The sequence below is a fragment of the Trichothermofontia sp. genome (assembly GCF_053493415.1).
Map to the genome: position 1 here is coordinate 14,640 of NZ_JBRCAD010000039.1, position 18,682 is coordinate 33,321.

An 18,682-nucleotide genomic window follows, 5' to 3' on the forward strand; every position below is an offset into this window, starting at 1 on the left:
TTAGGGGCGCGGGCGGTTTTCCAAAATCTGTGCTATAGACTATGCCCAAGCTTTACCCACTGCCGTCGGCAAAACGGCTAGGGCGGAAGTCAGCCAAGACTCACATCAACGATTTACAAGGTTTCTGGAGGCAAGGATGACCGACTGGCAATTCCTAATCCAAAAGGCGGGCGATCGCGCCTGGTTGCCCCTGGATGCATCCAGTACGGAAATTCTGGAGGGGCGCTACCGCATTGTGGCCCGTTGCGATCGAAGTAATACCCCAGCGGAAATTCGCATTACCCACTACGCGATCGCGGAAATTCCACCGAAACGGCGGATGCAACGACGCTCCAGTCGCGTCAATGCCGATGGGTTAATGATGATTTTGCCCTTCACTTTGCTGAAACCGGGCCTATGGGAAGTGCGCTGCATGGCGGATGTCATGGCCGATTTCTTTGGTGAAAGCTGGTCCTATGGGGTGCGTCTGGAAGTCCTCGCTAACTCGGAAACCCAGGAGGAGTGGGATGATCCCGATCCCCTGCTGACATCGGAACCCGCTACCGTTGAGATTGCCGCGACTGCTGTGGTGGTACCGAAACCGACGGTGGCCCCAACGCCCTTGCTGCCTAGCCCTTCACCGATCGCCCCGGCCCTAGACCCGGCCCTCGTGCCGCCTAGTGACCTGCCCCTGGTTGCCACCACGCCAACCGAGTCAACCCCTAGTGTTCCTGATCCCAGCCCCCAGCCCGCGATCGCGGCAGTATCCACCCTGGCGGCTGATCTGGACCAGGCCATGCAAACCCTCCTGGCGGCCCTAGCGACCTCACCCCTAGACCTCGCCGCGCCCCCTGGGGCAGCGGATCTTGGTCCCTTAACCCCGGCGGATCAGGCCGAGTCGGCAACGATGCCCCCCCCTGTGCCTGGGGAGCTACTGGATGAACGGCTCCAGGCGATCGCGCAGCAAATTTCAGACCAGGTCGTGGAGCGTGCCCTTCAGGAATTTGACCTGGATGCGGTCTTCTCTGGCCTCCAGGAGTTGTTGGAAGGGGGGATGGATGCAACTGTCCCAGCCGACCCTAGCCTGTCCCCGCTAGCGGCAGGGCCACAGGCAGCCCCAGGCGAAGCCTTCCCCTACGATCGGGGGGGTGAGGCGACACCGGGGAGTGAAGAAATCGCCTCCCTGATTCCTGAACCCAGCCCCCTGCCGGATGCGGATTTGCTGCCGTTGGGTCCCTTGCAACTGGCGTTGGAGCAGGAAGCCTATGTGGTGCGCCGAGGTCAGCCCCTGCGTTTGCAGGGGCAAGTGAGTCCCAGTAGCGCGGTAACCGCGATCACCACGGCGGCGATCGGGGAGTTGCAACTGTGCCTGCGCGATCCGCAAACCCTCAAGGTGCTGGCCCATACCTGGCAGTTATTGCCGATCGCCACCCTGCCCGTGGACTTTTGCTGCGAGGTGAATATTCCGACTGACTGTGCCACCCAACTGTTGTTGGGAGAGGTGAATTTGGTCCAACTCACCCAAGCCGACGCCCCACCGTTCGCGCAGCCTCCCCAAGGGGGAAGCGTGGATGACATGCCCTGGGCCGAGCGTCAACGCTTGCAGCAGGAGGCCGCTGCGACTGGACGGGTTTTGGCCCACTCTTCGGCCCAGACCGCCCACCTCTTGGCTACCTATGCCTTCACGATCGCGGCAGATGTGGCTGATCTCCTGCCCAATGGCGTTCTCGTGCCCGATCCCCAGGTGATTGCGCCGACCCCGCCCCGCCCGGAACGGCCCGCCCTAGCGTTACCCTTGACCAACGGTCAACCCCACGCCCCCCGGTCGGTACGCTCCTCCCCCGCCGCCAAGGCTCCAGGGGCCGAGGAATTTTTACTGCCCCATCCCCCGGTGATTACAACGCCGGATGCGGTGGATTTACCGGTGTTTGCGGGTGACTTCCAACCCCAGCGGCCCAAGTCCCTTGTCCGTTCGGTGAATCGCCTGAGTGTCTCATTTATCGAAATTTCCAAGCGATCGCCCGCGGCATCCGTGCCGACCCAACCAGCGGTTCTCCAGCCCTTACCCGAACAAATTTATCATCCCGATCCCGATACCCTACGGCAAATCTCGCCTAAACTGCCCGCCATCCCCAGCCTCTCTGAACAATTTGCGGCCCAGGCTGACCCAGCGGCGATCGAGTCCCCTGCTGCCGCCGCAGTTAATTCCCAGGTGGAATTGGTCCTTACCCATGCATCGGTTGCCTTACCCCCCCTTGCCCACAGGGCTGACCTCACTCAGCCATCTGACCGGGAAGGGGTTACTCCCGCTCAGCCAGAGGCGTTGACTGACGCTGAGGGCACTGGGGACGGGACTGCGGATCAGGGGGACACCCCAGCCGCCCAGCCGCCCAGCCTGCGATCGCTGAACTTGGGACGGCGTTTCTGGTCCCGATTGAATGCGATCGCTGCCGATGCGGCGTTAGCGGATTGGTTGCGTGAACAGGCCGAAGCCGAAGCGGACTCCCCCGCCGTAGGGGCGGTCATGCGGGATATGGTGCGGATACGGGAGGCGGCAACCGTTGCGGAAGGCTGGCCAGCGGCGGCTGACGCCTACGCGACGCCTGAGTGGGAATCCGATGACGGGGATGAAGCCGACTGGGAAGGGGATGACTGGGCAGAGCATGAGGCGGCAACCTTGGCAGATGCCTGGGATGACGGGGATGAAGCCGATGGGGAAGGGGATGACTGGGCAGAGCATGAGGCGGCAACCTTGGCAGATGCCTGGGATGACGATGGCTTCGAGGATAGCTTGGCGGATGAGCATGAGGTTGTCTGGAATGATGATGACTTCGAGGACAACGGGGAAGCCACGGGCGAGGCGGCCAGCGATTCTCCTACCGAGACGCTACACGATCGCGAAGTCGGGGAAATTGGGGCTGGGGCACTGGCATCTGGCGAATCTAGCCCGTATCAAGCCCTACAAGCCCTCACTCCCGATCCCACCCTGACGGCTGAGATGGAAATCTTCCTAGACCTCCTGGCGCAAGGGCCAGACTGGTCGCCGACCGAGGTGGGTCACGCTGAAACACCCCCAGAATCAGCAGCGGCAGCCAGCCCTGATGGGGAATCCCGCCCCGATGCAGCCCCAGCTTCAGAAGCTTCAGAATCTGAGGATATCCCGGCCTCAGCGAACGCGGGGGTAGCCGATCTCGTCGCGGGGCCTGCTGCGCCAGAGCCGGGATCTAATCCAATGGCGGCGGCTGGCCTCACGGCACGGGAGATCGAAGCCATGTTGACCCCTGAAGCGGCGATCGCGGTCCCACCGCCCCCGGCCCCTCGGCCATCACCCCATGCGGAAATCCTGATTGAAGATGAGGCACCGTTACCCACTTCCCTATCCCCAGGGCGAGTTCTTTCCCACCCTTCCCTGTTCTACCGCCTAGCGGATGATGAACCCGTGCCCGTGCCCCTGATCTCGTTGCCCAACCAGGAACTCGTTGCTGGCCAATCAATAACGCTTTGTGTCCGGCTGGCCAAAACGCCTGCCCGTATCCAGGTCAAGGTGTGGGTACAGGATCGCCAAACCCGGCAGGTTTTGGATGGCCCCCGCTGGTTGGTCGATTTCTTCCCCTGTGGGCAAGCGGTGGTGGAAGCCTGGACGCAGCTAACCGTCCCCTTGGGCTGCCTGGAGATCCAGTTCGAGGCGATCGCGATCGAAATCTATAGCCAGCGAGAGAGCCATAAAACAAGTCTGAACCGCTCTGTGATGCCACCGGACTTAGCCCTGCCCAATCTGGGGAGCCAGGGCTATTGGCAGCCCTAAGGTCCCTCTGGCTGGATGTTACTCTAGAGAAAGCTCCCGCAGAACGAGAAGCGTTCGCTGTCAAACTTAGATTATTAGATTAATCGTGTCGAGGGGTTGCAATGCCGTGCGACCCCAGCTAGGGGGGACATTGGGTGGCGTCGGCTCGCCCTCAACCCACCCCCCGTCAAGTGCAGCATGACCGCCCACCCGGCCCGATTGCGGGGGGATTGCGGATGGCCGAGAGCCGGAATGGCCTGAAGTATCCCTAGGCCAAGGCGAACGCAACGATTGGGGTAGGTTAGATTGGGGAATATTTTGGGTGCGTCGGCAACCCTACCCATTACACTGGGAATGCCTGGTTAAGAATGTTACCGGGTTGGCATCACTGCGGGAGGCTGTCTCTGCCTAGGGAGCCGATACCCAATTGTCATCCTGCGATCGCCACGGTTGCCTGCCCACGATCGCCGGCCAGTTGCATAGCCTGGAGAGTTTACCCATCACTGTGACCACGACGCCATCTCATCTGGGAACAGCAGAAGTTCCGCCCCCCCCATTCTCTACGATCGGGGGACTTATCCTGCTGTTAATCTTGGGGGTTTTGGGTAACTATTTCCGTTGGTCTTTTTTCTTTCATATTGACTTTCTGTTTGGCACGATCGCGGTTTGGATTGTGTTGTGCTTGTATGGCTGGCGTTGGAGCATTGTGGCTGGGGTTGTATCGGCTAGCTATACCTATGTGCTGTGGAATCATCCCTACGCGATCGTGATCTTTACCGCTGAAGTTTTAGTCGTTGGGGGATTGTACCGGCGCTATCACCAGAACTTAGTCCTGCTGGATAGTTTGTACTGGTTACTCTTGGGGATGCCCCTGGTATGGCTGTTCTATGGCCAGGTGTTGCAGGTTGATCCGGTGCAAACCCAGATCATCCTGCTTAAACAGGCTGTCAATGGCATCTTTAATGCACTGGTGGCGAGTTTGCTGATGGCCTATACCCCTGTCCACCAATGGTTTGGTCGTCCCCCTGCCGCCGCCACCCTTTCCCTCCAGCAAACCCTATTTAACCTGCTAGTTGCGTTTGTCTTTTTTCCAACCCTGGCCCTAATGGTGATTGACAGTTATCGGGTTGTCGATACGATTCAGCAGGAGCAACAGGCTCGCCTCGAAATTGCCGCTGATCACCTCAGTAGCAAGTTGCAAAATTGGTACGATCGTCAGCTACGGGCGGCAGATACCCTTGCCCAGTTAGTCGCGAGTAGCGACTCACCGCAAGCTTGGCAATCCTATACCAATGTTATTCAACGGCTGCATCCGTCCCTGACCCAACTTTGGCTCGTGGATGCAGAGGAGCGGGTTATCACTGCGGCCCCCGATCCCCGCGCGATCGCGCCCGATCTCGCCACACTAGGGATCGCCAGACAAGCCCCCCGCCTCGCCCCCAGCCTACCCTTAAGCCAGAGCGCCTCCCCACCCTCCACGCTCTTCCTCACCTACCCCGTCCGCACCCAGGACCAACTCCGAGGCTGGGTCATCAGTGCCATTAATCCAGAGTGGCTCAAGACCCTGATGGCGGAAGGAACGGAAATGCAACAGTTCCGGATTACCTTGCTGGGGCCTGGTCAAACAATCATGGTGAGTACCCTGCCCGATCGCCCCTGGGGCGAACCGCTCGATTTACGGCAAACCGGAGAAATCATCCCCATTGATCGCCAAACCTACCAGTGGCTACCAACCCGTGGCAGCCCCCTGTTCATGGTGCGTTGGACCAATTCTTTTTTTGTTCACGAGACCCCCATCCCTAACCTAGATGGTTGGCAGTTGCTGCTGGAGTCTCCGGCACGCCCCGATGCCCAAACGCTCCAGCAGGTTCATATCAAAAACCTCACCCTGTTGTTAGTCATCTCCGGGCTGGGGCTATTGCTGGCAACTGGCTTCAGTCGGCGGCTAGTCACCCCCTTATTCCAACTGGCCCACGTGACAACGAACTTGCCTAATCAAGTTCTGCAATCAGAGCGGGCAATTCAGTGGCCCGCCAGCCCCGTTGTCGAACTGGCGTCGTTGGTCAACAACTTCCAGCAAATGGCCGCTACCTTAACCGAAAAATTCCAGGAGTTACAACGGGCCAAACAGGCTGCCGATGTGGCCAATCAAGCCAAAAGTGAGTTTCTGGCCAATATGAGCCATGAATTACGAACGCCATTGAATGCCATCCTGGGATTTGCCCAACTGCTACGCAATGAGCCAGCGCTGGTTAACCATCAAGCTGAGTTGGAACTGATTGCTCACAGTGGCGAGCATTTGCTGGATTTGATCAACGATGTGCTAGATATGGCCAAAATTGAGGCGGGTCACCTCAGTCTGCATGAAACCGCCTTCAATCTGAATGAATTACTCATTACCCTGGAGGAAATGTTCCAACTGCGGGCAAATACAAAGCAGTTACCACTTTGCTTCAGGCGCAACCCTGAGGTTCCTACCTATATCCAAGCTGACGAACGGAAGCTACGTCAAGTCCTGATAAATCTACTCAGTAATGCGATTAAATTTACCCAGATGGGCAGCGTTACCTTACGGGTACAGGTAGCCGATCCGCCCCTAACTGCCCCCGCCGCAACGAGCAATGCTACACCAACTGAGGCTGAAGAAGTTTCCCCCCGCAAGTACCTGCAATTTGAAGTTGAAGATACCGGTCCGGGCATTGCCCAGGAAGATCTCAACCTCCTGTTTAAAGCCTTTTCCCAAACTGACCTGGGGCGATCGATGCATGAAGGTACGGGCTTGGGGCTACGGATTAGCGATCAGTTTGTGCGGTTAATGGGGGGGAGGATTACCGTCAGTAGTATGGTGGGTAAAGGCTCAATATTCCGCTTTACGATCCCCGTCCAGGTCATCAGTACGGCGGTGCTCACGAGCAATGCCAAGCGTCCGATGGCGATCGGTCTTGTCCCTGGTCAGCCCGAGTATCGTAGTCTAGTAGTAGACGATCGGGTCAGTAATCGATTGCTTCTGAGCAAATTACTGAATAAGCTAGGTTTTGAGGTCCGTGAGGCCACGAATGGGGAAGAAGCGATCGCTGTCTGGGAGGAATGGCAACCCCATTTGATTTGGATGGATATGCGGATGCCAGTTTTAGATGGCTACCAAGCCACGCGTCGTATTAAGGAACAACTGCGAGGGCAAGCAACAGCCATTATTGCTCTGACTGCCAGTGTGTTTGACGAGGAGAAGTCGATTGTCCTATCGGCTGGTTGCGATGATTTTGTCCGCAAGCCATTTCGTCAGGAGGTGATCGTCGAAAAACTTGAGCAGCATCTAGGGGCTAAGTTTATCTACGCTGAGTCCGCAACCGTAGAGACAGAGGCCAGCGGTCTGGTCATCGACTTGCCGATCGATAGCTTGGATATGATGCCATCCGCTTGGATTGCCACAGTGTATGAAGCCGCCAGTCAAGCTGACCACAAAACCCTGTTACGCCTTATCCAGGATATTCCAGATGAAAAAGCCCATGTCTATCAAACCCTACAGAATTGGATTACCAATTTCCGCTTTGACAAGCTTGTGACCCTGATTCAAGAGAGCAATGGCCGTGCCGATCGTTCCTAAAGCCACCATTCTTGTCGTTGATGACACGCCTGAGAATTTGCACCTCTTATCCCAGGAGCTAACTGTACATGGTTACGAAGTACGGGGGGTGGTTAATGGCGAAATGGCTCTGATGGTGACTCAATCGGCCAAGATTGATCTGATCTTGTTGGATATTAAAATGCCCGGTATCAGCGGTTATGAGGTTTGCCAAATCATCAAAGGTCAGGACAAGACGAAGGATATTCCGGTGATCTTTTTAAGTGCCTTAGATGAGGCGATCGATAAGGTAAAAGCCTTTACGGTTGGGGGTATTGATTACATTACTAAGCCCTTTCAAGTACCGGAGGTTCTGGTACGGGTTGAAACCCAATTGGCTCTCCAAGCAGCACGGAGTGAAATTTTAGAACTGAATGCAGATCTGGAGCAACGGGTCTATGAGCGCACCCTAGAACTCGAAAAAACCAACCAAAATTTACTGAAGGAAATTGCGGAGCGAGAGCGGGCAGAAGCCGACCTACGACGGAGTGAACAACGCTATGCCTCACTGGCCGCCGTGGCCCCCGTCGGTATCCTGCAAACCGATGCCAATGGCCATTATGTCTATGTCAATGATCTGTGGTGCCAAATTACGGGTCTTTCCTTAGAAAATGCGAAGGGATTTGCGTGGACCCAGGCCCTCCATCCGGACGATCGGGAGCGGGTGATTGCCGCCTGGTATGATGCGGCCCAGCGTAACCAATTGTTTCGCATGGAATATCGTTTTCAGCGAGCCGATGGGGTGGTGACCTGGGTACTGGGGCAGGCCACCGCCGAGAAGGATAGCAAAGGGCGCGTAACGGGCTTTGTGGGGACGATTACCGATATTACCGAACGGAAACAGGCGGAGGAAGCCTTGCGGTACTCGCAACAGACGATTAGTAATATTTTAGCCAGTATCAACGATGGCTTTTTCAGTTTAGATAACGAGTGGTGTTTTTCCTACTTAAATGAAACAGCCGCTCAACTGTTTAAGTGCAATCGCGAAAGCCTGCTGCACCGAAATATTTGGCAAGCTCTACCCGATATTACCAACCTGGAATTTTGCCGCCAATGCCAACGCGCCGTAGCCGGAAAACAGGATCTTACTTTTGAAGATTTTTTCCCGTTCCTGAATGCCTGGTTTGAAGTTCATGCCTATCCCTACTCTGGTGGCATATCGGTCTATTTTCGTGATATCACTGCTCGCAAGCAAACGGAAGCACATTTGGTGGAACTGGAAAAATTGAACGAGTTTAAGGATGAGTTTTTGAGTAACGTATCCCATGAGTTGCGATCGCCGATTACCAATATTCGGATGGCAGCCAAAATGCTAGAAATTGCCGTGAATAGCGATCGGGATAAAGATTCCTTGCAACATTATCTAAAGATTCTCCAATCCGAGGCGAAACGCGAAGCTGATCTGGTTGATGATCTACTGGAGTTATCACGTCTAGATGCGGAACGTTATGACCTAGAACTAGCGCCCATTTACCTGCCCTCGCTGTTGACGGAAATTTTAGATGCTTTTGCCGATCGCATGGCGGAGAAATCCCAACATTTAGTGATTGAAGTCCCGCCTGAACTGCCCGAATTAGTCACCAGTCAAACTTTTCTAGAGCGGATTATCGCTGAGTTGGTCAATAATGCATGTAAATATTCGCCGATGGACGCGACAATCAAGGTTCATGCGGAAGCATCGGACGAGCATCTCCACCTCACCGTGTGCAATACGGGTGTTGAGATTCCCCCTTCCGAATACGATCGTATTTTTGAGAAATTTTACCGTATTCCCAACAGCGATCCCTTCAAACATGGTGGAACCGGGCTGGGGTTAGCTATCCTGAAACGGATTGTCAACACCTTGGGGGCCAGCTTAAGCCTGATCAGTGCCAATAATCAAACCGAATTTACGGTCCATTTTCCCTTAGTTGCGCCCTAAGGCACCAGCCGCCACGCCTCATGGCCCTACCCTACCCCCAGTGAACCCATTGCCTTATTGCTTAACGTCCCTGAATCCAGCATCATGGGGAACGAGCCGCTTTTGGCCTTTGCAGACCCTATCGTCGTATTACCGTGCAGTGCCCTAAAGATCGCAAAACTCCCCTAGTGGCCAACACCTTAGCCGAGAAGCTACCAGTTCAGTCCTGTCCAGACTGTAAGGGGACATGGATTCGCTCTACCGACTATGAGGCTTGGCAGGCAACCCAGCCGCCATTGGTCTCGCTACCCCAGGAGCTACCAGCGGTCCTTGATGTGGATTTTGTGCAATCACCTTTTGACACGAAGGCCGCCCTTTGCCCCGAATGCCAACACTATCTGGCCCGTGCCAAGGTTGGACTATCAACCCCCTTTTATGTTGAGCGCTGTCCCAACTGTGCCGGGATTTGGTGCGATCACGGCGAGTGGGAAGTGTTGGAGAAATTAGGACTACACACCACGATCGAACGGCTATTTTCCAGTGAATGGCAGGCGCGGGTACGGGAGAAAGCCCAAACCGATCAGGAGCGACAGGCCACGATCGCCAAACTTGGTCCAGAACTGGCGGCGCAGGTGTTTGAGCTAGCTGAAGCCCTGAAGCAGCATCCCAATGGAGATTTTGGCGTGGCCTACCTCATGCGGCGGTTTGATCAGTAAGTCGGGGCTAGGGAAATTAGGGAAAGCGGTGCGATCCGTTCAGGGGTATGCGATCCTGGAAAATGTAGCCGTTTGTGAAACGAATTAGAAGAGCATGGGAGAAAACACTGTCATTATTACCGGGGCCTCGTCTGGCGTTGGTTTATACGGGGCCAAAGCACTGGCGAAACGCGGTTGGCATGTGATTATGGCCTGCCGCAACCTGGAGAAAGCCGAGAACGCGGCCCAGGAGATGGGGATGCCCGCCGGTAGCTATACCGTTTTGCCGATCGACACTGCTGACCTCAACAGTGTGCGCACCTTTGTCCAAGCTTTTCGGGCCACGGGGCGACGGCTGGATGCTTTGGTCTGCAATGCCGCCATTTATATGCCGCTGCTCAAGGAACCCCTGCGGAGTCCAGAGGGCTATGAACTAACGGTCGCCACCAATCACCTGGGGCATTTTCTCCTGTGTAATTTAATGCTGGAGGATCTGAAACAATCACCCATTAAGCGCCTGGTTCTGCTGGGGACGGTGACCCACAACCCGGATGAGGTGGGGGGTAAGGTGTATCCTCGTCCCAATCTGGGTAATCTGGAAGGGTTTACCGCTGGGTTTAAGCCGCCGATTTCGATGATTGATGGCAAAAAGTTTGAGCCAGTCCGGGCCTACAAAGAAAGCAAGGTTTGCAATGTACTCACGATGCGGGAATTGCATCGCCGTTACCACGAGTCTACGGGCATTGTCTTCAGTTCCTTCTATCCCGGTTGCGTGGCCGAGACGCCGCTCTTCCGCAACCACTATCCCCTCTTCCAGAAACTCTTCCCCCTATTCCAGAAGTACATCACCAAGGGCTATGTGTCCCAAGAGCTAGCTGGGGAGCGGTTGGCGATGGTGGTTGCTGATCCAGAGTTTGGCCAGTCGGGAGCCTACTGGAGTTGGGGGAACCGCCAAAAGGAAGGACGCAAGGCGTTCCAACAACGGGTCTCGCCCCAAGCGCGGGATGACGAGATGGCCCAACGGGTGTGGGATCTCAGCGCTAAGTTGGTCTACCTGACCTAGGGTGCTGTCAGACTTAAATTGTAGGGTTGTAGATAGACTCCAAGACCCTTCGACAGGCTCAGGGCGAACGGGACTTATCCATTCGAGCTGAAGCCTTGTCGAGCGCCTCTCATCTTAAGCCTGACGCTGTACTCGTACAGTCAACATCAGCTTCCCAACGTTCGTAGTAACGACTTTAGTTGTTGTCGGTTAAAGCCAGCACGACAAACATGGCCTCCTGTCGTTGTGGGCTGCACGAGGAGACAGGGGGACCCTCCAGCTATCCTGAGCGGTGGGGATGGGGAAACGAATCGGCTGGGTATCCGTCCCTACTATAGGGGATTGGGATCGGGGCACCGCACGGGTATCCCATCCTCATTGGCTGGGGGGCAGCGATAAAATCGGAATAGATCCCGTGTAGCCGAGCGATCGCGGTTCGCCGCTATGGCGGCTTTGACCAATGGCTGAGTCATCGCTAATTTGTCAGGAAGCCATTCCCGTAAGCCTGTAGATTTGAGTAGCCCGATCGTGCTTGGCGCAACCCCAGCCCAGATCGGGTATCCAGCCGACAACCAGTTCCCAGGAGGCGTATATATGCAAGACCAACGGATTCCCAAAACTCGCCGTATGCCCCCTCCCGGCATCCTGGTCAGCTTGTCAACTCTCCTGCTGTTGACGACGGGGGTAACCGCTTGGTGGACCTGGCGATCGTTTAATCCCTCCCAGACACCACCGCTCCCCATCCCTGAAGAAGAAGTCTCGTCTGTAACGCCGCCCAAGGTCACGGCCCCTGCCGAGCAGACCCTAGCAGTTTACTGGCTACGGGATACGGGCACCCATTTAGAAGTCGTTCCCAGCCCAGTCGGCATTGCCAAATCCCTGAAGGGAGAGGCCGCCCTAGCGGCGGCGTTTAATCAACTGCTGGCGGGTCCTCAGGCGCAAACGGCAGGCATGGTCAGTACGATTCCGACGGGTACCCAACTCCTCGACCTGAAGGTGGCACCGGATGGCGTTCATGTGGATTTGTCACCGGAGTTCACCACGGGGGGGGGCAGTAGCTCCATGTCCGGGCGATTGGCCCAGGTGCTCTATACGGCTACAACCCTTGATCCCAATGCTAATGTTTGGCTGACGATCGCGGGTAAACCGCTGGAAGTCTTAGGTGGGGAAGGCATTATGGTCGATCAACCCATGACCCGTGTTGCCTTTGAAGAAAACTACGATCTTTGACCTGGCAGCCCACGGCTCTGGCCGTAGCATTGACAGCTCATGCAGGGGGATAGTTAGGCAAAATCCCCCACAAAGGCCAGGGAAATTCGGCATCATAGGCATAGGCGATTGTAGGGGCATGGCACCGTCGGTCACGCGCTCGCCGAAGTCTTCACCCTTATCTAAGGAACCCTTAACACTTATGCCGTTATCCAGCCAGGACCCGATCGCGCCCCCGTCCCCCGCTGCCCATACGGGGTTACTCCTGCGTAATTTCCTACTGCTGGCAGCGGGGGGAGCTGGCTTGACGACGGCCCTGATTCTGCTTGGGATGTGGCAGACGGGGGCCAATGTGATCAATACGGTGGGGCAGTGGTTAACCCTATCGGAACCGGAGCCAACGCTCGATCGTCGCGCTCTGATCGTGCATCAGATTCGGGATGCCAGCGAGTTAACGACGGCGGTCTTTGCAATGGAGACAATGGTGCCAGCCCAACAGGAGCGGAAATTGGGTGAGTTGACTATTGGTACGACCACCTTGCTCTACCTTGCCCACGGTGAGGTGCGGGCGGGGGTTGATTTGAGCCAACTAACCCCGGCCCATGTGGAGGTGAACGATCGCCAGGTGGTCATTACATTGCCCCCACCGCAAGTGTTGGATCGCAAAATTGATGTGACCAAATCGTCGGTATATGAATACGATCGCGGCTTTCTGGGCCTAGGCCCCGATACCGGACCCGCACTGCAACAACTGGCCCAACGCACCACCCTCGATCGTATCCTGGCCACCGCCTGCAATCAGGGAATTTTGCAGGACGCCAATGAACGGGCGGCAGTGGCCGTCACCCAACTGCTGACCTTGTCTGGTTACGATACTGTGCAGGTGAAAACCCAAGCCCCCGCTGCCGACGCTTGCCAACCCGATGGGGTAACAGTAGCCACGCCCTAAAATCAAATTGAGGTTCTACAGGGTTGAGAGTCGCGCAGGGGGATAAGCCGGGGTGCGCCACCTCCAGGGAGTGCCCTGCCCGATCGTCCCTAGAGACCGAAATCGTTGCTAGAGTACGGAGGGAGTCGTTGTACCCTAGAATCAGAGAATAGCTATCATCGGCGGTTAGCCCCTGCGATCGCGGTTCGCGCGGCAGTGGGGGACCCATACCTTGTCGTTAGTGTCAAAACAGGAGGAAGTGGTCAAGGAATGACTCAGGTAGTTCTCGGTGAAAATGAAGGAATTGAGTCGGCATTACGTCGGTTTAAGCGCCAAGTTTCCAAAGCCGGGATTTTGGCAGATGTGAAGTATCGCCGTCATTACGAAACCCCCCAAGAAAAGCGGAAGCGCAAAGCCGTTGCCGCCCGCCGCAAGCGCCGCTATCGTTAACCCGTTTTAGGGTAGGCACGCTAGTGGCGTTGTTCGCCAGAAGCGGTCTTGGGCTGACCCAGTCGGCGGTTGAGTATTCAGTTGAGTATTCAGTAAAGGGTTAGCGTTGGCATCAAGTCGGCGTCAGGCAAAATCGGCGTCAGAAATTGGACAGGACTTTGTCGAGTGGCAAAGTCCGTTTTGGTTTTCAGGGGTCCCGTGATGAGTGCAGAGCAAGAGCTAGAGCAAACGATCCTCGATTTCACCGCGATTCAAGCGGATCTTCACTACAAACACGCCCAGGATGCCCTGCGGGAGTTACTCGTGCGGCTTGATCTGACACCCCAGGAGCAAGCGGGCCTAGAGCCGGAGCTTCGGGGCCTCATTCAGATGTTGGATAAACTCGAACGATCGGTGATCCATATTGCCGCCTTTGGCCTGGTGGGCCGAGGGAAATCGTCGCTGCTGAATGCGCTGGTGGGGCAACCCGTCTTTACCACCGGACCGACACATGGAGTCACGCGATCGATCCAGCGGGTGGACTGGTCAGTAGAACGGGAAAATCTAGCCGGTATGGCCAGTGCCGATCCCGACGATCGCGATCGCACCATTGTGCGAGTCACGTTATCAGCACGTGGTAAGGCCCAGATTCAACTGATCGATACCCCTGGAATTGATGAAGTCGCTGGGGAGGAACGGGAGCAACTCGCCAAGCGACTGGCCCGTCAGGCGGACCTGATCCTGTTTGTAATCACGGGTGACATGACGCGGGTGGAACACCAGGCCCTCTCGGAACTGCGGCAGGCCAGTAAACCGATTCTCCTGGTGTTTAACAAGGTGGATCAGTATCCAGACACCGATCGCGACCTGATCTACGCCACCATTCGGGATCAACGGGTACGGGAACTCCTCTCCCCGGATGAGATCGTCATGGCGGCGGCGGCTCCCCTCGTCCCGCGATGGGTCCAGCGGGACGGCCAAAGTCGCCTCCAACTGCAACCCGGTCCCCCGCAAGTGGAGGCCCTCAAGTTGAAGATCCTGGAGATTCTCGATCGTGAAGGCAAGGCGCTCATTGCCCTGAATACCATGCTTTATGCCGACGAGGTGAATGAGCAGGTTGTCCAGCGGAAGTTAGCCATCCGGGAACAGGCGGCTAACCAGGTTATTTGGAATGCGGTGATGATGAAGGCATTGGCGATCGCCCTGAATCCGGTGACGGTGGTCGATATTTTCAGCGGGGCGATCATCGATGTTGCCATGATTTTGACCCTCTCCCGGCTATATGGGATTGCCATGACCGAGACCGGAGCCGTGAACCTGCTGCAAAAAATCGCCCTGAGCATGGGGAGTATAGGCGCAAGTGAACTGCTGGCGAATTTGGGCCTGAGTGGGCTAAAGGGCATCCTGGGGGCATCGGCTCCTGTAACCGGCGGAGCAACCTTAGCCCCCTACCTATCGGTGGCTGTGACCCAGGCCGGGGTCGCAGGGGTATCGTCCTATAGCATTGGGCAGATTACGAAAACCTATTTAGCCCAGGGAGCGACCTGGGGGCCGGATGGTCCGAAAGCCGTGGTGAGTGAGATTTTGGCCGCCTTGGACGAAACCTCCATTTTGAGTCGGATTAAGACGGAATTACGGGCGCGGTTACAAGGACAAGCGGGAGCGGAATCATGACCGTTACCCCTTCAGATGTTCCCCAAGTGTTAGAGCAGTCGATTTGGATTGAGGCTGAAGTGGCGGCGGTGGAGCAATGTTTAACCGACTTGACGTTGATGCATCGCTGGTTAAACCCATTGTTGCGCTGTGAACCGATCGGGCTGTGGTGTACCGACATTGGTTGCCAGAGTCGCTTTGTGATCCAGATTCCCTGGTTCAAACCTACCCTACAGAATCGAGTTGTCGAGCGGCAACCAGGGCTGATTGTGTGGGAATTTGAGGGGTTTTTCCAAGGCCGCGATCGCTGGGTATGTCAACCGGAGGGAACGGGAACACGGTTGTTGAACCGGTTTGAGTTTGTCATTCCCAATGCGATCGTGGCGTTAGGGTTTCAGTTATTGGCCCGTCGGCTAACCCAGGCCGATATGCAGGCGCAATTGCAGCGGTTACGGCAGGTAGCCGAGTCCATTGGGCACCCTTAATCGATTTTAGGAGGCAACTTTCGGGGGCAAAATCTCTCCAGCCGCCGATTTACTGATTCCGCAGATCCAGCGCCGCGAGGTAGAGTTTGCCCCATTCACTCGTCACCTGGCTGGTTTTCCACTTCAACTGTTGGGCAATCGCTTCGACCTTGGCCCCTGCCCGTAGCAGGGTTAGGAGTTGCTGTTGGGTCGGCGTGAGGTTATCCCAGAAGTGTTGCCATTGATTGGGGGTAAGGCCCAGGTTATGTTCCTTCAGTGACGTTTCTAGCCAGTGGGCCACCAGTTCCGGTTGGGACTTGATGGAAAAGACACGGATAGCATGGTAACTCACCTTTTCCCGGAGGCGATAGATTTGCTTGATCGGCACCTTGAGGGTTTCCGCGATCGCCTCTTGGGTACACCCTTGTAGGTAAAGCCGTAACCACTGGGCCGCTAACGGTTCAACCTGCTCCTCCAGGTAGGTCATAAATTCCCGCTGCACCTTCAAACGCGCCGTTTGCCGCTCTTCCCACTCCTGGGCCTCCTGGTACTGGACGATCGCCTGGGCATCGAACAAACTCACCGGATTATCCGTTTCATCCAGGGCCACTTCCTCTGATACCAACCGCACCAAATCCCCGGCAGGTACTTGGGTGAGGCCCCCCCGTTGGGTCCGTCGTAGGTAGTTGACAAAACGATAGACAAAGAGGGGTTGGTTGCGCACGGGCCGCAGGCAATATTCCTCTAGGCTGGCTAATAGCAAGGCATTGCGCAGACGTGGATCGGGGGTACATTGGGAGATCCACTGCATTTGCCGCTGGAGCTTGCGATCGTTTTGCAATAACTCCTGCACCACCTCCTGCACCACATCCATCACCGTGCGCTGGCGATCGCGGCTGAGGGCCACCCAGGTTTTGATCTTTTGGCGAATCAAGAAAAGACTGCCCAAGCGCTTCATCAGCGATCGATGGCCCGCCTCCGGCGACACCTCCAAGTAGCGGGCGCGGAGGATACGATAACGATAGTCCATTGCCTGACGGGTAATGACCTGGAAATCAGCATCCAGTTGCTCCAACGTTTCGGGATGCTCCCCCAAGAGCCAGTTGATAATGGCTGTTCTGGCAGCAGGCTTAAGCGTTGGACAGTCTTCCTGAAGGCGCTGTTGCCATTCTGCGGTCAGAGTTGCAGCCAATGTCATGGGAGGGGCGACCTGCATAAGCACGTTAAGTTCAATGATAGTGACAGATTGTAACAATGCGAGGAATCGTTCGGTGTTAATGATGTCTGTTGCGGACGAGCCAGGGGCAATGGCCCGCACCAGCCGTCCCGATTCTCCGCTAGACAAGCCCCCTAGGGACTGCCCACCGATTCGTGGTTTTCCAAGAATTCCAACAGGGATTGCAAAGCCTCAGTCAACTGATTTAGTCGTTGGAGCGAGTTATCCTGATTATTGGCGAGTGTTTGCACGGCATCCCCCAACGCAAAAATTTGATAACCTTGCTGCTGCACCTGATTGGCCTGCTGCTCAACCTGGATCGACAGCGCATCAACCCGTTCGGAAAGCCGTTCGACCGTTTCCGTCGTCGCCAGCACGGCATCGCCGATTTGCTGCACGATCGCCTCAAGGCGATTCATTTGAACGTCCACTCCCACCACACCTTAATCGTTAACGATCATTTCATAGTTTAGCGCCCTCTCCCCAGGAACATCTGCTTAGGGGTCCCGATCGAGCAAAAATTTTCCCGAATGTCCATAGGCAAATACGCACAGGACCGGAAAACAGTCCCGATCGCAAGCGTTGTGGGTACCCTGGGCATGGACATAAACCGGAGATCCGCCAGAACTGCCAACCTGATTTCCCCCGCTCTCCCCGCTCGATCACCCCGTTTGGGGTGGAAGGATCAGAGTATATTAGTTAGGTCCCGTGTCCTATCTCTTCCTAGCCCCCATGCGGATACTAGTTCTTATTCCCGGTGACATCAGCAATCAAATTCTCTGCTTTCCCACCCTGGACGATCTCAAGCACATTTACCCCAAGGCGCAATTGGATGTCCTCGTGGAACCCCGTGCCAAGGCGGCCTATCGGGTGTGTCGATCGGTCCATGAGGCGCTGCCCTTTGACTATCAGGATCGCAGCAGTCCAGCGGATCTGGTCAACCTTTTGGGTATTATGCGCGATCGGGAGTTTGACGCCGTGATTTCCCTGGCCTCCGGTTGGGTGACGGGCTTTTTACTCTGGCTAACGGGGATTCCAGTACGGGTCGGCTATGCCGAGCAACCGGGCAGTCTTTTCCTCACCCATCCGGTCCCCCTCAAACCAGAGCAGTACCTCGCCCATACCTACCATGACTTGCTCCAGGGGCTAGGGATCGCCACCCCTTGCCCCGACCTGGCCATCAATGTCCCGCGTAAGGATATTGACTGGGCGGAAGCGGAACAAACCCGCCTCGGCGTTAAAGATACGGGCTATATTTTGCTGTATGACGAACTGGTTGAGGCGGCAACCTCCACCTATCCCGCCAGTGCTTGGCAGCAGGTCATTCAAGGGATTCAGGCGCGTCAGCCAGAACAACCCGTCGTGATCTTGCAAACCCCAGACAATTCGGCGATCGTGGCCGAAGTGCTGAAGCTTTGCCCAACGATCAAGGCGACGGCCCCGGCGGCGATCGGTCAACAAGCGGCCATGATTGCGGCGGCTAACTTAGTCATTGCGCCCGATAGCGCTCCCCTACAGCTAGCCATAGCGGTGCAGTCCTATACGATCGCCCTCTTAAGCAGCGTCGCCCTCCCCGTTGTGCCCAAGGGCGATAAGTACTTGACTGTGCGATCGACGACCCCGAAGCTGGCGGATATCAGCCCGGACACCATTCTGGCTAAAATGTTTGGCGGCTAATCCCATCGCCCAGTGCCCTGTCAACTTAATTTCGGTAGGCTGGGTCAAACGCAGTGCGACCCAGCAGGGAAGGATGTCAATCTG

At 56.2% G+C, this 18,682-nt stretch carries 14 protein-coding genes; 11 read left to right on the forward strand and 3 right to left on the reverse strand.

The annotated features are described in order from the left end of the window. Positions 1-136: 136 nt before the first annotated feature. The 5 genes from ACWIUF_RS03815 (at position 137) to ACWIUF_RS03835 (ending at position 11,043) form a co-directional block, all read left to right on the forward strand. Positions 137-3,784, forward strand: coding sequence for a hypothetical protein (locus tag ACWIUF_RS03815; protein ID WP_448570898.1), 3,648 nt, complete (start codon positions 137-139; stop codon positions 3,782-3,784). Between the two features lie 406 nt (positions 3,785-4,190). Continuing rightward, positions 4,191-7,367: an ATP-binding protein gene (locus tag ACWIUF_RS03820; RefSeq protein ID WP_448570899.1), complete on the forward strand. Its 3,177-nt coding sequence runs from the start codon at positions 4,191-4,193 to the stop codon at positions 7,365-7,367. Continuing rightward, positions 7,351-9,306 carry a PAS domain S-box protein gene (locus ACWIUF_RS03825; RefSeq protein ID WP_448570900.1) on the forward strand — a complete coding sequence of 652 codons (1,956 nt, stop codon included), beginning with the start codon at positions 7,351-7,353 and terminating at the stop codon, positions 9,304-9,306. Before ACWIUF_RS03820 ends, ACWIUF_RS03825 begins: the two co-directional genes overlap by 17 nt. A gap of 134 nt (positions 9,307-9,440) precedes the next feature. Continuing rightward, positions 9,441-10,001 carry a zf-TFIIB domain-containing protein gene (locus ACWIUF_RS03830; RefSeq protein WP_448570902.1) on the forward strand — a complete coding sequence of 187 codons (561 nt, stop codon included), beginning with the start codon at positions 9,441-9,443 and terminating at the stop codon, positions 9,999-10,001. A gap of 94 nt (positions 10,002-10,095) precedes the next feature. Beyond that, the gene (locus ACWIUF_RS03835; RefSeq protein WP_448570903.1) at positions 10,096-11,043 is read left to right on the forward strand and encodes a protochlorophyllide reductase; all 948 of its coding nucleotides are present in this window, start codon (positions 10,096-10,098) and stop codon (positions 11,041-11,043) included. Between the two features lie 311 nt (positions 11,044-11,354). Here ACWIUF_RS03835 and ACWIUF_RS03840 read toward each other — a convergent pair whose 3' ends face one another. Beyond that, a complete protein-coding gene (locus ACWIUF_RS03840; protein WP_448570904.1) occupies positions 11,355-11,495 on the reverse strand; it encodes a hypothetical protein in 141 nt (46 codons plus the stop codon). Between the two features lie 121 nt (positions 11,496-11,616). Here ACWIUF_RS03840 and ACWIUF_RS03845 point away from each other — a divergent pair, with 121 nt between their 5' ends. From ACWIUF_RS03845 to ACWIUF_RS03865, 5 genes are all read left to right on the forward strand, one after another. Continuing rightward, positions 11,617-12,252 carry a GerMN domain-containing protein gene (locus ACWIUF_RS03845; protein WP_448570905.1) on the forward strand — a complete coding sequence of 212 codons (636 nt, stop codon included), beginning with the start codon at positions 11,617-11,619 and terminating at the stop codon, positions 12,250-12,252. Positions 12,253-12,433: 181 nt separating this feature from the next. After that, complete coding sequence (locus ACWIUF_RS03850; protein ID WP_448570906.1) at positions 12,434-13,180, forward strand: DUF4230 domain-containing protein; 747 nt, start codon at positions 12,434-12,436, stop codon at positions 13,178-13,180. A gap of 249 nt (positions 13,181-13,429) precedes the next feature. Continuing rightward, positions 13,430-13,609: a 30S ribosomal protein S21 gene (gene rpsU, locus ACWIUF_RS03855; protein ID WP_265902774.1), complete on the forward strand. Its 180-nt coding sequence runs from the start codon at positions 13,430-13,432 to the stop codon at positions 13,607-13,609. 201 nt (positions 13,610-13,810) lie between these two features. Then, positions 13,811-15,262 (forward strand): GTP-binding protein, encoded by a 1,452-nt coding sequence (locus ACWIUF_RS03860; protein ID WP_448570907.1) that lies wholly within the window; start codon positions 13,811-13,813, stop codon positions 15,260-15,262. Then, a complete protein-coding gene (locus ACWIUF_RS03865; RefSeq protein WP_448570908.1) occupies positions 15,259-15,726 on the forward strand; it encodes an SRPBCC family protein in 468 nt (155 codons plus the stop codon). Before ACWIUF_RS03860 ends, ACWIUF_RS03865 begins: the two co-directional genes overlap by 4 nt. A 49-nt stretch (positions 15,727-15,775) precedes the next feature. Here the strand turns inward: ACWIUF_RS03865 and ACWIUF_RS03870 are convergent, their stop codons facing one another. Then, positions 15,776-16,903, reverse strand: a complete 1,128-nt coding sequence (locus tag ACWIUF_RS03870) for a HetZ-related protein 2 (protein ID WP_448570909.1) — start codon at positions 16,901-16,903, stop codon at positions 15,776-15,778. A gap of 152 nt (positions 16,904-17,055) precedes the next feature. Next, complete coding sequence (locus ACWIUF_RS03875) at positions 17,056-17,340, reverse strand: hypothetical protein (protein ID WP_448570910.1); 285 nt, start codon at positions 17,338-17,340, stop codon at positions 17,056-17,058. A gap of 313 nt (positions 17,341-17,653) precedes the next feature. On the opposite strand from ACWIUF_RS03875, the gene ACWIUF_RS03880 reads away from it, so the two are divergent. Continuing rightward, positions 17,654-18,598, forward strand: a complete 945-nt coding sequence (locus tag ACWIUF_RS03880; RefSeq protein WP_448570911.1) for a glycosyltransferase family 9 protein — start codon at positions 17,654-17,656, stop codon at positions 18,596-18,598. Positions 18,599-18,682: the final 84 nt, after the last annotated feature.